The following is a 14795-nucleotide window of genomic DNA, read 5'->3' as shown; positions in this document are numbered from 1 at the left end:
CTCTTAGAGGAATGCGTGGTCAGATGAGCCGGAATTTGCAGATGGAGAGGAAGAAACGTGTGGTACCTAGGGAGGTCTGTGCGGTACGCCTTGAAAGAGGTAACCATTGCATAAAGCAATGCTGAACGCACAGAAGTCAGCAGAGGTCATAGTAGCCGAGAGGTGAAGGACCGAATCAGTAGGAGTCTTGAGTATGACCGAGAAAGGAGGAATGACCGTCTATGGCAGAAAACATTGAAAACAATGGCTGTTCGCAAAGAGATAATGCGGAACATGAAGGGTATGTGAAAGCGTCTAGGTCATTCAATCGGATATGGAAAGAAAGAGACAGTGCACAGCCGAGACTTTTGGAAGCGATACTGTATAAAGACAACTTTAACAGAGCGTACAAGAGAGTTAAGGCAAACAAGGGAGCGCCAGGAATTGATGGCATGACCGTTGAAGAGGCTCTTCCATATCTAAGGGAACATCAACAAGAGATAACCGACCGCATTTATCGTGGAAAGTACACTCCGTCTCCAGTAAGACGAGTTGAGATTCCCAAAGCAGATGGTGGTGTGCGAAAGTTTGGCATACCAACAGTGGTAGACCGTACAAGAAAGACTGATAAACAGCGGCTCTGCCCATTTGTAAGAGACTGTGAGAAAAAGTCTGTAAATAAGATTCTTCTATGATAATAAAGGGTGAAAAGTTCTTTCATAGAGCTTTTCGCCCTTGTTTTATATATAACAGTTGCAAATCTGCATGTCAAGAGCAGGCGGATATTCCGCCCGTCTTAACATGTCTCAAAACGGATTATTCTGGTAATCGTCCCTCGTACATAATACTCAGTTCCCCGTAAACTTGTGCCCAATTCCGGATGGTTGTCGTCCATTTTTTTGTTACCTCAAATGTGGCCAGATACAGGGCTTTCAGAAGTGCGGTGTCACTTGGAAATACGCTTCTCTGGCGGTTCAGCTTACGGTAGGTTGAATTCAGCGATTCGATCGCATTGGTCGTATAAATGACCTTTCTGACGGTGGCTGAAAATTTGAAGATCGGGGAGATCGCATCCCAGTTATCTTTCCAGCGTTTCATGGAATTCGGATATTTGGGAGTCCATTTTTCTGTTACCCGATCCAGAGCAGACAGTGCTTTCTTTTCATCTGCAGCCTGATAGATGGTCTTCAGGTCTGTTGCGAAAGCTTTTCGGTCTTTATCAGGGACATATTTCAAAGTGTTCCTTACCTGGTGCACGATACAACGCTGATACTCTGTTTTGGGAAAGGCGGCAGCAATAGCTTCTTTGATTCCTGTCAGGCCATCAGCACAGATGATCAATACATCTTTTACACCCCGGTTTTTCAGCTCATTCATAACCGACAGCCAGTATTTTGCACTTTCATTGTCTCCGATACTGATCGTCAGGACTTCCTTCTTTCCTTCTGTATTGATTCCCAGAATGACGTAAGCGGCAAGCTTACGGATCACTCCATTATCCCGCACAGAATAATGGATCGCATCAATATACAGGATCGGATATACCTCATCTAATGGTCGGTTCTGCCAGTCCTCGATCTGTGGAAGGATCTTGTCTGTAACATCAGAAATGAAACTTTCGGATGTTTCAAAACCATAAATATCTTCGATAGTTTCGGAGATCTGTCGTGTAGTCATACCTTTTGCGTACATGGAGATAATCTTTTGATCAATATCAGAAATGTCTTTCTGGCGTTTTTTTACTACCTGTGGCTCAAAAGTTGATTTACGATCCTGCGGCACTTCGATTTCCATAGAACCATAACGGCTATTGACCTGTTTGCGTTTATAGCCATTTCTATAGTCATCATTATCAGAACGTTCTGATTTTTCATAGCCGAGATGATCATCCATTTCCGCTTCCATCATCTCCTTAATGGTGCCGCCTAAAAGATCTTTCAGGGCGTCCTGGATATCTTCTGCGGACTGAATATCATACTCTTCAAGAAGCTGGTGGATAATGTTTCTTTTTCCTTCTGTCATTTGTACTCGATGTACAGGTTTCTTTTGTCTTGCCATAATAAAAGGCCCTCCTAATGATATTTATTTTATCATAGAAGAACCTTTTAAACACTATTTTACAGAAAAAGTTTCATACTCTCATTTGTAACTATTCACAAATCTTATATCAGTTTTTAACGTTTATACAAAACTTGAAACGGTCTCTGGCTTTTACGATTTAGCCACAGCCTATCAGTCTGTGCACGTCAACTATTGAAAGCGCCGTATACCGAACGGTACGTACGGTGCTGTGAGAGGACGGCGGTTAGTCACCGCCTCCTACTCGATTTCGTCCTAGAAATCCCCCGATTCACCCCAAGAAACTTATCCCTATACTCAATCGCCTTCTCCGGCTTCTTCCACCGTGCATACAGATTATTCAGATACCGATAGGTCGTCCTCATATAGTCATTATCTGTTCCTACAGCATTTCCAATAATGCTCTCAGCCCCAAGCAGATTTATCTCTGCCGCTTCCGGCTTTCTTTCCATCATATCAATAATCCCCTGACTCAGCTTACAGATACCATAATCCAGAGAGGTATCCGACAGATGTTCCAATACCAAGGTTTCATATTGCTCCAGTACAATTTTTGCATTGTCCACATCCTTTGCCAGCAACAGCATATTGATAAGGTTCATCATTTGTTGCAAGGAATCATGGGATTCGGTTAGTCCCAAGTGGGCATATTCTATACGGATATTAAAAGCCGTACGCAGTGCTTTGGCTGCCTCATTCCCTTGTTTCATCAGTAGATAAGTGTTGGAAAGGTTGTTGTACAGATTGGACAGCAGGTTGGTAGTCCGCATATCTGCATCCTTAGTATGAAGCTTTTCCATAATGTTGATTGCCTTTTCACGCTTCTTTACTGCATTTCCATAATCCTTTTTCAACAGAAAACATTCTGCCTTATAATCCAGTAGCAGTGCCTTATCACAAGGAGACTCCAGCTTGTATTCTTCCATAACATAGCTGATTCTTTCAGTAAGTTTGGGCAGGTAATCTGATACAAGATACTTGTCCAAATATGGGAACACATCCTGCAAGAATAGCAGAAAATATGCTCCATCATCCACAATAATACGCTCCGTCACACTGATGAGAGAGGCTATGACATTTTCCGGTCTGCGTAGCTCCAAACCATGTGCCAGGCAGATAAGGTGGAGGTTGTCCAACAGAGTACTACAGGCAGTAACCGTTGGCATGGTCTCAATAGCAATCACTTCTTGCAACAGCGGATGCAGGCTGATTTTCTTGTTATCCGTATCCTCGTTGATAAATCCGTACTTAATAAGGTGGTTCACATCTGTGAGGTTATCAAGCTTCATCCAGTTCTTAAAGCTATTCTTTATTACACCGGAAACCGGTAGCAGGGACAGATTGCGGAGAATGTCCAATTGCTGATTGGATAATTTACCAAGCTGTAGGAGCTTGCTTAAATGCTCTATCATCAGTCCGTCTGTAAAATCATCATCCTTATACAGTTCTACATCTTCCCCGGAGGTAATATTCAAGCCACAGGTTTTCAACTCTGCCAGCAGTTCTTCCGGCTCCATGCCACTGGCTGTCAGAGACAAAGCAGACAGGCAAACCGTAAGAGTGTGGCAACCTACCGTCTGAATAATCTCCTTTACCACATCTTGAGAACTCTTTGCAGAAGGGCAATGCTTATAAAACAATTCTATAAGCTCAGTATCTGCGTCCATTTCAGAAATCTTTATCGTCTCATATTGTGAAATATTGCAACGACTGGTAACCAGTATTTTGCAATTCAATTTTATAAATTCCTTGAAGAAAGCATCCTCTTTCGGCAGAACATTGAAGTTATCAATGATAATCAAACTGTCAGAGTGGAGCTTTTTTAATATTCTCATATGCTTGTCAAAAAGCATTTCTTCACTCATATCAGCGGTATCATCGCTAAATTCCATGTGAGCAACACATTTCTTCAAATCACCACCATAAAACAGATGAATGATATTTGTGTATTTCTTTTCGTTCTTCTTGGCATAGGTCTTTACCAATTCACTTTTACCCATACCTGCAGTTCCGGTGATAAATACAGGATTATGGTCCTGTAATGCCTTAGCAACAGCCTTCAGTTCCTCTTTTCGTCCAATAAAATAGCAGTTGGCAGAAGGAAGTCTGTTACTCAGCAGAATATCTGATAGGTCAGGGGATAGCAGAGTATGCTTGCTGTCATGGTCGTTTAAAATGGCATAGCGTATAAGGGCAGTGATAAGTTCTGCGTCATCGGTTATCCTTGCAAATTCATCGGCTTTTTTGGTGCCGATTACATCCACACTGTCTGCAACTAATTCCAAAAGCAATTCCCTTGTGGCAGGCACATTGATAAGGTTGGGAATGACATCATCCTGAATGTTATTTTGAATACCGTCAAATCCGGCATTGTCATAAAAGGACAATATTTCTTTTGGGATGGGACGATCACCGGTACACCATCTGCTGTAGGTAACATTTTTCTCAAAATCATCTTTTTCAAATAAATCCATATTGCTCAAGCAGTCAAAGAAGATATCCTCAATCATTCGGTACTGGGCGTAGGTTTTCTTTTTATTTTCCAATAACACTCCAATCACGTTGGAGAAGGTAATGCGGTTCTGCAATTTTTCACTTCCAATCTATTTTGTCAACTTTTGGTCAAGTCTTCGTCAATGATAATCCCGGTCAGAATTTCGTATCATTAACCCATGAAAACGTAGCCGCCACGAGCCAGCAGGCAAATGAATGAGCTACATGAATATATTACAAGCATAGCTTGTAATCCGGCTAGTGATTTCACCCTTGCAAGCAAGTGAAATCACTAGCGCCATTATAACACGCTACAAACAAATGTTCTATACGAACTTTATTGAATTTGAACCTTGAAAAACAATCCGGAAACGGATTCATGAGCTGTATTCTATGTCAACAGACCTTGCGAAGAGACTTGAGCAATCAAGCGGAGCGAGGGAAGACACTTCCGTCAAGGGTGGGAAAGGAACTCGAGCAGGAGTAGCCTACAGGCGATAAGCTAAAGGTCAGCTGTAACGCTGACGGCATAGGATATGAATGGAAGCCAAAACGGTCTAACAACTTTTGTCAGAGATTTTCTTGAATAAGCCAATTTCTTATGGAAAGTAGGTGATAACGCAGAAATAAGAGTGAGGAGGTGTAGCAGATGACGAAGGAGATGGAATTTGCAAAGTGTATGGCTTTGCTTCGTAAGGCGGTTCGTATGGAACTAATTACTGAAGCAGAGTATACCATAGCAAGAAACAAGCTGATGGACAGATTTCTCATTATTCGTGAGGATGATCCAAAGGCGGCGTAATTTTATGGATGTGTAGAAATTATTTTACCGCACATTCGTTAACATTTGATTTTTCATTTATGATGTCAGCATACAAGGCAACTTACTTGTTGTTGGCATCATTTTCATTATAACAGAATTAAAACAGGAGGATTTTATTATGCAGGAAGTACAAGTTTTAGAAGCAACAAGAACTGCTCCTAACAGCAGGGGCAGGGTAAGAAGCAACCCGATAACAGTGGAAAGGATTCGTGTGGCAGCCTATGTTAGAGTATCTACGGATGACGATGACCAGTTGGGCAGCTTTGAATCCCAGAAACTTTATTATGAAGAGAAAATTGGTGAGAATCCCGAATGGGTTAATGCCGGGATTTTTGCTGATGAGGCGATTACCGGAACCAAGACCGACAAGCGAACCGGATTTCAGGAAATGATTAACCGATGCTTAAATGGTGAGATTGATTTGATTCTGACCAAGTCCATATCCCGATTTGCCAGAAATACGCTGGATACCTTGCAGTATTCCAGAATGCTTAAGGATAAGAATATTGGTATTATTTTTGAAAAAGAAAACATCAGCACCTTGGATATGCAGGGAGAGATGCTTTTGACAATTATGAGTTCCCTGGCACAGCAGGAGGTTGAGTCTTTATCCAAGAATGTTACCATGGGACTTAAGATGAAAATGAAGCGTGGTGAACTGATTGGTTTTAACGGCTGTCTTGGTTATGATTATCACCCGGAAGACAAGAGCCTGACGGTAAATGAGTATGAGGCGGAAACGGTGCGAATGATTTATGATTTGTATCTTCAGGGGTATGGAACAACTACCATAGCTCATCGGTTGACGGAGCTTGGCAGGAGAAATAAAAAGGGCGAAGTAATCTGGCACACTCATGGCGTGATGGGAATTATTAAGAATGAAAAGTACAAGGGTGATGTTCTTCTAGGAAAAACCTTTACTACCGACCCTATCAGTAAGCGTAGACTTGCTAATATGGGTGAGCAGGATCAGTTTTATATCAGAGACCATCATGAGTCTATCGTTTCCAGAGAGGTGTGGGATGAGGCAGAGCGCATCCGCATGAAGCGTTCTAAGAATAAAATTATGGAGACCAGTGGAAACAGGGAGCGTTATACCCGTCAATATGCTTTCAGCAGTATGTGTGAGTGCAGCTATTGTGGACATAAGCTTACCCGAAGGACAAGGCACAGCAGTTCCATTTATGAAAAGCCTGTGTGGCAGTGTATGAATGCCACCAAGAATGGAATTAAGAATTGTCCACATTGCAAAGCCATTGATGAGGCGATTTTGGAAGGAGCTTTTTTGGAAGCCTTTGGATTGCTGGCAGGGAATTTTGATGATGTGCTGGATATAGTTATGTCGAATGTGGAGGAGGCTTTGAACAATGCAGAGGATGTTCGTAAGAAGCAACAGCTTGATAAGGACATTTCTTCCTTGGAATCAAAAAAATCCCGAATGACAGATATGCTCATTGATGGTACAATAAGTAAGGAAGTTTATGATGAAAAGGTACTTGAATTTACCCGTAAACTTCATACTCTTTCTGAGAGAAGATATCTTTTGGAGGAGTCAATTAACAAACAGAAAGATGTTGGCAAGCGAATGTCAGCACTTCGTGAGACACTAATCAGTGAGCAGGTGCTGGATGAATTTGACAGAGTGGTGTTTGAGAGTATTATTGAGAAGGTTCTGGTTGGAGGCTTTGATGAGGAAGGTAATCCCGACCCATACAAGCTGACCTTTGTGCTAAAGGGAAACCAGTCGGGAACCGTTCCCAATGCCAAGGAACATTACAAAGCAATTCAGAAGGAATTGAAGAAAGGAAATAAGGTGTCTTAAGATGGAGAGAAAGCTGACAAAAGTTGTTGATGGAACCGAAATAACAGTGGGTGGAAAAATGTGTTCATGCGGCACAGACATGGCTAATGATTTGTGTTCATGGGAGTGTCCCGACACATGTGGAGACGGTTGTACTGCTTTCCTACAAAAAGCCAGACGGACATATCAACGTAAAAGTTGAGTTTGGCGAAGGTGAGGGAAAAGTTCCGCTTGATGATATCGCTCAAAGAGCGGAAAGCTATAAGCCCAAAGAACGAGTGACCTACAAAATGATAAAGGAGTACATAGAAGCTAAATACGGCTTCAAAGTACATACCGCATATACCGCAGAGGTAAAGAGAGATTTAGGCTTGCCAATGTACGATGCTCCTAATGCGGTAGAAGAATTGAAACAGCCGAGGAAGCATCCGACAGCAGAGAAGGTGGAAGCGATAAAGGATGCGTTGAAGCATTTTGAAGTGATTTAATGAGGATAGGCGTATCATTAGAAATAGTGGTACGCTTATTTTTTTACATAGTTGTCTTTTCGTTGACCAATATTTTATTTGGTTATAAAAGCGGAGGACAGATTTTATACTAAACTGCCTAATTGATAGAATTAAAAGCGTTCACTTTGCTATTATTGACTTAAAGAGAAAAATCAAATATAATATAGTAAAGTGCCCAATCGTTGACTTGATTAGGGGCGATTAAATAGAGGTGAAGATATGCTTCAGAATAAAGATATTGAGACACTGAGAATGTTGTTTAGCAGTCATAATTATGTTATGACTACTGCTGAACTTACAGCTTCAAAGTTATACTATGCAGATATAAAACAACTTTTAGATGAAGGATTGATTGAAAGAGTCAGGCGAGGTTACTATCACTGGACTCAAGATTATGGAGAAAGTGAAGTTGTCATTATCAATCGATTGTTTCCCGATGCAGTGCTCTGTATGGAGACTGCCCTATTCTATTATAGATACAGTGACAGAAATCCTGCCGAATGGAACTTTGCAATAGATAAAAATGTCTCTAAGCGGCGAACAAAAATCGATTATCCGTTTATAAAGGCATATCGTGTAGAGTCAGAGTTGGTTACGCTGGGCGAAACCGAAGGTGAAATTGATTTCCACAAAGTCCGCATTTATGACCGTGACCGTACTATTTGCGATGTGCTGCGAAATATGAACAAGATAGATAAGGAGGTTTTTAATAAAGCAGTACAAGGCTATGTTAAGGACCCGAAAAAGAATATACCGAATCTTATAGAATATGCGAAAGCTTTGCGTGTTCAAACGCGTGTAAAAGAATTGATTGGAGTGTGGTTGTAATGGCAGATATAGCAGCTTCCGTTCTGGCAAAGCTGAGAAATAAAGCAAAAGCTTCTAGTATCAGTTACCAGCAATGTTTGCAGCTTTTTGTGCAGGAAGAATTTTTGAGAAAGTTATCAAAATCTGGGTGTGAGGATACGCTTATACTCAAAGGTGGATTGTTCATTTATACTTTAACTAATTTTGAAAGTAGAGCAACAATTGATGTCGATTTCTTGCTCCGTGGATACTCTAATACAATAGATGATGTAAAAGAGTTGATTTGTAAAATCATCGACACGCCGACTGGTAACGATTATATAGAAATGCGAGCAAAAGGCTTTGAAGAGATTTCTCCGCAAAGAAAATATCACGGTATCAGTACACAAATTATTGCTCAAATAAAAAATGTGCGTGTGCCGTTTAATGTTGATATAGGAGTGGGCGATATTATAGTCCCCCGTGCCGAAGAACGCACAATCAACACTCAGCTTCCAGATTTTGAAGCACCTGTAATCAAAACTTATTCCCTTGAAAGCACCATTGCCGAGAAGTTTGATGCCATACTGCAACGCTTTGAACTGACAGGCAGGATGAAAGATTTTTATGACATCTATTATCTTTCAAGGACATTCGATTTTGAGGGTGCAAAATTACAGGCAGCTATATTTGAAACCTTACAGCGGCGTGGCACTCCCTATGACAGAGATAGTTTTAAGCGTGTTGTTGCACTTGCCGATGATGAAGATATGCAGAAGCGTTGGAAATTCTTTTTGAAAACCATAAAAGATAACACACTTGAGTTTCCATTTGTCATTGAAGAAATCCAGACTTTTCTTGAGCCTGTGTTTGATACGATAGTGAATGAGAAAGAGTGGCAAAACATATGGCAAGGCAATGCGAAAAAATGGTCAAATCTGAAGGGAGGTATTGACCGTGACAAGAGCAGTTAATGATGCAACATTGCAAAAAGCTGGTGATATATACCAGTATCTAATAGCTTTAAGAGATTGCTTCGAATTGAACGATGGCGATACTCTGCAAATTGAGACAAATGGTGATGTGAGCATTATAAATGATGTGGGTGGTCGCTTTCAGAGAGAAGTAAAACATCATTTTGGGAATACATCTATTTCGGACAGAGATATAGATTTTTGGAAGACACTTGCAAATTGGTATGTAGACTATGAGCGTGTAAAAAACTTTTCCAATTATATACTCAGTACTACAGCTACAATAAAAAGTGATTCTCCGTTTCATAGTTGGAATAATATAAAAAAGACTGAGAAATTAAAATGCTTAAAAGACATAGGAGCTACCTCTAAGAAAACTGAAGAAACATTCAGGAATCAATATAATAGAATTTTCGGTGACTCTTATGACGAAAGTCGCCTTTTGGAAATATTAGATAAATTTACGATTGAAGCTGCAAAAACTTCAATAGACGGTATATCGAATGAATTTTCTAAATATGTAGGTCACATTCCTTCCGAAAATAGAGACGGATATATAGGTGCTTTGCTTGGCGAAATATTAATAAAAGTTAAGGAACCCCCGCATAAATGGGAGGTGACCAAGTCAGCATTTGATGAAATTCTACAGATACAATCAGCAGCATATGGAACAAAAGGAACTGCGCCACTTCCAAATGAGTACGCAAAAGCAGTTGTTCCTAAAGACAAAATTACTACACTAGAACAGAAAAAATTTGTTGCTTCTATTCGTGAGATTAAGTATGACAAAATGATTCCAAATGCAATGTCAGATTATTGGAAAGCTGATTTAACCGTTGCCAAATATTTTAGGGACAACCTTATGTATTTAGAAAGTCTTGAATCATATATGGAAGATTTGTCTGCAAAGATGCAATATAGTAAAGCGAATAGCGATTTGAATGCTGAAGGAGCAACCGAGGAAGGACAAATAAGAATTTCAAAGCAGCTTTACAATGGTGTAATGAGTTGGGATGCGAATGATTTTGGCTCTATTATTCGTAATCAAGGATACTTCCAGCGAGGAGTTATACATAACATAGTGGACGAAACAGATTTCAAATGGAAAGTAGGTGAAGAAAAGAATGAGCATAAATAACATCAAAAAGCTTTCAATGAATCCTCATTTTTATTCTTTACTAATGCAGAGTTTTCTTTCTGGTTACGAAAAACCTTGTGAGATAAAATTACCGTTTATGGCAATTCCAATTTTACTGTATGCTGAATCACGAGAAAAATTAGTAAATGCAAATAGAAGAAGTCGAATAGATACTTTGTTTCAGTCCCCTCAAATTATTGATGAACGTAAGATTTCTGGTAAAACAAGGTTATCTGGCTATGTTGACAGATATAATTCACTTAAACCATATTGTAAAGAAGCAATTATTATTTTATTTTCCGAAGGAAAAATAGCCTTTAACAATCACAAGATTGTCCTTATCAAGAAAATTGATTACAAAGATTTTGAGGGAGCTATCAAAGATTGGATTAAATGTGCATTTTACCTTGGAGTTGTGTTTTCAAAAACCACCGAAGACCATTTATCTTTCTTTTTAGGAGTTGATACAAAATGAAAAGTTATATAAAAGCTATTATTATATTTAATAAAAATGGCGAAAAAAGAGTAGTTCCACTTGAGCAAGGAGTAAATATAATCACTGGCGAATCCAAAACAGGTAAAAGTGCATTAGTTGAGATAATTGATTATTGCTTGTGCAGTACTCGTTGTACAATACCAAAAGGCAAAATAACCGACTTTTCGTATCTTTATACTCTTGTAATGGCTATAGATGATAATACCTATGTTATCGCTCGTTATAATTGGGATGATGGCAGCAAAATGCATTTTTCTAAAGAAGCAAAGGGCTTTGAACCTGAAAATTTGGAGTTAAGCTATTTTGTAGAAAAACCGGCTTTGCCGTATAAAGATGTAAAAAATGAGATTGAATGTGCATTAGGCTTATTTGTGACAAATATGGCTACCGATGCTGACCAACAAGGGAAAAAAGCGTCATTAAGAAATATGGTTTCTTACTTGTTTCAACATCAAAACTTAATGGCAAGTAAGTTTGCGTTATTCTATCGGTTCTCAGATTTTTATAAAAGAAAAGATGTGATAGACCAATTTCCTGTTTTTGCAGGTATGATTAGTCAAGAGTATTATAGCGACTTAATTCAATTAAATACATTAAAAGCTCAATTGAAACAAAAATACAAAAAACAGAAAGCTAATGAAAAAAGCACTGCATATATTAAAGAAAATCTTTCGCCGTTATTAACGGATTATTTTGCATTGCTTGAACAGGATTTTGACGGAAAAATTTCAGTACAGAAAATGCTTAAAATAGCTTCTGATTTACCAGAGTTCGATGACACGCAACTTTTTGGTGAAAATAAAATAGCTGAACGTTACAGTGAATTAAATGCCGTATTAGAAAATCTCAGAAATGAAGAACGAGAAATCTTATTAAAAATTAAAAATATAGATAATGCTTTTGATACAGGCAGTTCTTTTACTCAAATGTTGAAGGATTTGAAACAACAAACAAGTATAGCCGAAATTGAAACTGACGAATATACCTGTCCTCTTTGCGGTCACGAATGTAAAGAAATTGCCGAGAATGATTCAAAGCTCATTGAGGCTACAGAATGGTTAGATAACGAATTAAGAATTACCGAAAAATACACTTCCGATTTTTCTGAAGATGTTAGAAAACTCAAGGAATCTCACTCAAAGATTGATGAAAAAATACGAGATGTTTGGAAACAGATAAAGACAATTGAGGAAAAATTCATTTCATCAAAAGCTCTTGTTTCAAAGAGAGAAAAAGTAAATTACGCAAAAGCGAGAATCGCTTTATATGCTGAAATGAGTAGCTCTGGTATATTTGAAACGGTTGATGGAGATATTGAAGAACTTAAAGAAAAAATTGCCAGACTCGAAGAAAAAATCAAAGGATTTGATGTTGATAAGAAGATGTCAAAAGCTGAGAGCTTTTTATCAAACAATATGAATCGTCTTTCTTTAACGCTTGATTTTGAAGAAGAGTATAGACCGATTGACTTGAATTTTGGTTTAACAGACGGTAGCTTTGACATTTATCAGCACCAGAAAAGCAATGAGAATATCCATCTATACGAGATGGGGAGTGGTGCAAATTGGGTTTCCTGCCATATTGCTCTGTTTTTAAGTTTCCTGCGTTTTTTTGCAACTCAGGACAATTCACCGATGCCTTTGGTTATGTTTTTTGACCAACCAAGTCAAGTGTATTTCCCACAAGGTAATGATAAAGACGAAATCACGCAAGCAGATTTGATTGCCGTCAATAAAATGTATAAGACAATTTTTGATGAAATCAATTCCATCGGTGAAGACACAGGAATATTGCCTCAAATTATTATTGTAGACCATGTGGACGGGAAAAACTTGGAGTGCAAAGAAGAATTTGAAAGATATATTCGGTGTAATTGGAGAAATGATACAGGTCTGATTTAAATACAGTATTATAAAAAGGAAGACAATAATATGACCAAAATATACAGCCTTAATAGTGATGTAAAATTTCCAGATATGGAACACTATGATATGGGTAAAGCAAGTGATATGGCGTTGTATTTAGCCCATTGCGATTTCTATCCCTTTAGGAGTGTAATAGAAAACAATAAAATAGCTCTTGATGCAATTGATGAGAGCTACAGAAATCTGGCGGAAGAAGCAAGATTAAAAAATGATTTTTTTACTGAGCAATGGGCTATGACAAGCGGGACTTTACATTCTTGTCGGGTGGATTTGTTGACTCAATATTCATTGCTTTTAACAATGGTATCATTATTAGAAGAAGCAGTAAATACTCTTTGCCGTTTATATCACAACATCAATCATTTGGACAAGGAAGTAAAAGATATTAAAGGAAGTGGGTTAGAGCGTGCTGCTAAATACTTAAAAGATGTAGTCGGTATTGACGGCTTTACAGCTGATAAACAATGGGAATACATTACTGTTATTCGTGATGCTCGTAATATGGTTGTCCATAATGGTGGAAGAATATATAAAGAATTCGATAAATACGATAAATTTAAAATTGTCTACAGAGAAGAGGACCACCAACTTTATCTGGAATATAACGACATCGTTAAGATGTATGATGCTATTCTTGATTTTATGGATAGAACTTTTAGGATTATTCCATAAGGTTAATGAAAAGTGAAGTGTGCTATTTGAGAAAAGTTTTGACCCTGAGAAGCATCGGAAATGTTCCAAAACACAAAACCGCTTAGAAACCCCTGTTTTAGGGGTCTCTGGGTACATAGCTTAAAAACCTCGGACAAGGTATTAAGGTATGGCGAGAATAATCAAGTAGAATTTTCCGAACATCCAACTGTGGTACAGCGTGGCAATGAGCGAACAATCAACATCTATGCCGCTATTCCCGATGCAGCATAGGACAAGCCTATTACACATTGGAGCTTATCGCTACTCCACTATATAATATAGGTACAAGGAGGTCGATATTATGAGAGATAAAACCCACCATATATATTTGGATAGCCACGAAAGAAAACTTTTGATACATAGTAAGCGCAAAATATTGCTACGTTACTCATGAATTACGCTTGCACCAAAATGATAGATGCAAGCGTTTTACTCTATTTTAGTTTTGACAGTTCGTTTTCGCAGTCTCGCTCCATGGGGCAAGCTGTTCCAACTGTTCATCTGACATTTTATCGTCTGGCCGCTGTGATAAGAGATATGTCAGATATTTATAGGTATTCAGATCATTCGCTTTTGCCATCTCGACCATTGTATACACAATAGCACTGGAGGCAGCTCCTTTCGGACTGGCACTGAACAGCCAGTTCTTCCGGCCGACAGTGAATGGCCTGATTGCATTCTCGCTAAGATTATTGGACAAACTGCAATGACCGTCTTCCAGATAAGTCATCAGGGTGTCTTTCCGATTTTGGGCATAGTTTACCGCTTTCGCCAAACGGGTTCCCTTGTTTGGGCGCTGTTGATCCAGCCAATTCCAGAATGCCTCCAGTATCGGCTTCTCCTTTTCAAGACGAAATTGTTTTCTCTGCTCCGCAGTGTGATTTTTTGCTTTTGAGTACCGCTCACAATCAAACAGCCTGGAACAGAACTGTACTCCCTGCACTGCCGGAAGGCTGTAATCATACTCTTTCCCTTTCGGTATGGTATCTGTGAAGTAACGTCTCACATGTGCCCAGCAAGAGCAGCGTTTGATGTCCGGCAGATTATTATAACCCTGGTATCCATCCGTCTCCAGATATCCGCTGAACCCCTGTAGGAA

General features: G+C 39.1%; 10 protein-coding genes and 3 pseudogenes. 10 read left to right on the top strand and 3 right to left on the bottom strand.

Going from position 1 to position 14795, the window contains the following annotated elements:
• Positions 1 to 221: 221 nt before the first annotated feature.
• Positions 222 to 626 (top strand): annotated as a pseudogene (locus DWW13_RS16815) (group II intron reverse transcriptase/maturase); the annotation flags it as partial.
• 169 nt (positions 627 to 795) lie between these two features.
• On the opposite strand, the gene DWW13_RS16810 reads toward DWW13_RS16815, so the two are convergent.
• The gene (locus tag DWW13_RS16810; protein ID WP_117805440.1) at positions 796 to 2037 is read right to left on the bottom strand and encodes an IS256 family transposase; all 1242 of its coding nucleotides are present in this window, start codon (positions 2035 to 2037) and stop codon (positions 796 to 798) included.
• Between the two features lie 251 nt (positions 2038 to 2288).
• Positions 2289 to 4646 (bottom strand): ATP-binding protein, encoded by a 2358-nt coding sequence (locus DWW13_RS16805; RefSeq protein WP_118660641.1) that lies wholly within the window; start codon positions 4644 to 4646, stop codon positions 2289 to 2291.
• 554 nt (positions 4647 to 5200) lie between these two features.
• Between DWW13_RS16805 and DWW13_RS18905 the strand changes: the two genes are divergently transcribed.
• From DWW13_RS18905 to DWW13_RS16765, 9 genes and pseudogenes are all read left to right on the top strand, one after another.
• A complete protein-coding gene (locus DWW13_RS18905; RefSeq protein ID WP_158579607.1) occupies positions 5201 to 5353 on the top strand; it encodes a hypothetical protein in 153 nt (50 codons plus the stop codon).
• A 139-nt stretch (positions 5354 to 5492) separates the two neighbouring features.
• Complete coding sequence (locus DWW13_RS16800; protein ID WP_118660639.1) at positions 5493 to 7196, top strand: recombinase family protein; 1704 nt, start codon at positions 5493 to 5495, stop codon at positions 7194 to 7196.
• A gap of 116 nt (positions 7197 to 7312) precedes the next feature.
• Positions 7313 to 7663, top strand: a pseudogene (locus DWW13_RS16795) (RNA methyltransferase); the annotation flags it as partial.
• A gap of 240 nt (positions 7664 to 7903) precedes the next feature.
• Entirely contained in the window at positions 7904 to 8512 is a 609-nt protein-coding gene (locus tag DWW13_RS16790; protein WP_004844708.1) for a type IV toxin-antitoxin system AbiEi family antitoxin domain-containing protein, read from the top strand.
• Positions 8512 to 9444: a nucleotidyl transferase AbiEii/AbiGii toxin family protein gene (locus tag DWW13_RS16785; RefSeq protein WP_118720635.1), complete on the top strand. Its 933-nt coding sequence runs from the start codon at positions 8512 to 8514 to the stop codon at positions 9442 to 9444. The genes DWW13_RS16790 and DWW13_RS16785 overlap by 1 nt, the downstream gene beginning before the upstream one ends.
• Positions 9428 to 10582, top strand: coding sequence for an ABC-three component system protein (locus tag DWW13_RS16780; RefSeq protein WP_008391229.1), 1155 nt, complete (start codon positions 9428 to 9430; stop codon positions 10580 to 10582). The genes DWW13_RS16785 and DWW13_RS16780 overlap by 17 nt, the downstream gene beginning before the upstream one ends.
• Positions 10569 to 11057 (top strand): three component ABC system middle component, encoded by a 489-nt coding sequence (locus DWW13_RS16775; protein ID WP_118720633.1) that lies wholly within the window; start codon positions 10569 to 10571, stop codon positions 11055 to 11057. The genes DWW13_RS16780 and DWW13_RS16775 overlap by 14 nt, the downstream gene beginning before the upstream one ends.
• Complete coding sequence (locus tag DWW13_RS16770; RefSeq protein ID WP_118720631.1) at positions 11054 to 12979, top strand: DUF3732 domain-containing protein; 1926 nt, start codon at positions 11054 to 11056, stop codon at positions 12977 to 12979. The genes DWW13_RS16775 and DWW13_RS16770 overlap by 4 nt, the downstream gene beginning before the upstream one ends.
• 30 nt (positions 12980 to 13009) lie before the next feature.
• Complete coding sequence (locus DWW13_RS16765) at positions 13010 to 13675, top strand: hypothetical protein (RefSeq protein WP_118720629.1); 666 nt, start codon at positions 13010 to 13012, stop codon at positions 13673 to 13675.
• Between the two features lie 460 nt (positions 13676 to 14135).
• Here DWW13_RS16765 and DWW13_RS16760 read toward each other — a convergent pair.
• Positions 14136 to 14795: pseudogene (locus DWW13_RS16760) on the bottom strand (IS66-like element ISRgn2 family transposase); the annotation flags it as partial.

It is taken from the genome of Blautia sp. AF14-40, assembly GCF_003479665.1.
In the GTDB taxonomy this organism is placed as follows: Bacteria; Bacillota; Clostridia; order Lachnospirales; family Lachnospiraceae; genus Fusicatenibacter; species Fusicatenibacter saccharivorans.
This window is presented reverse-complemented; position numbering and strand designations above follow the sequence as displayed.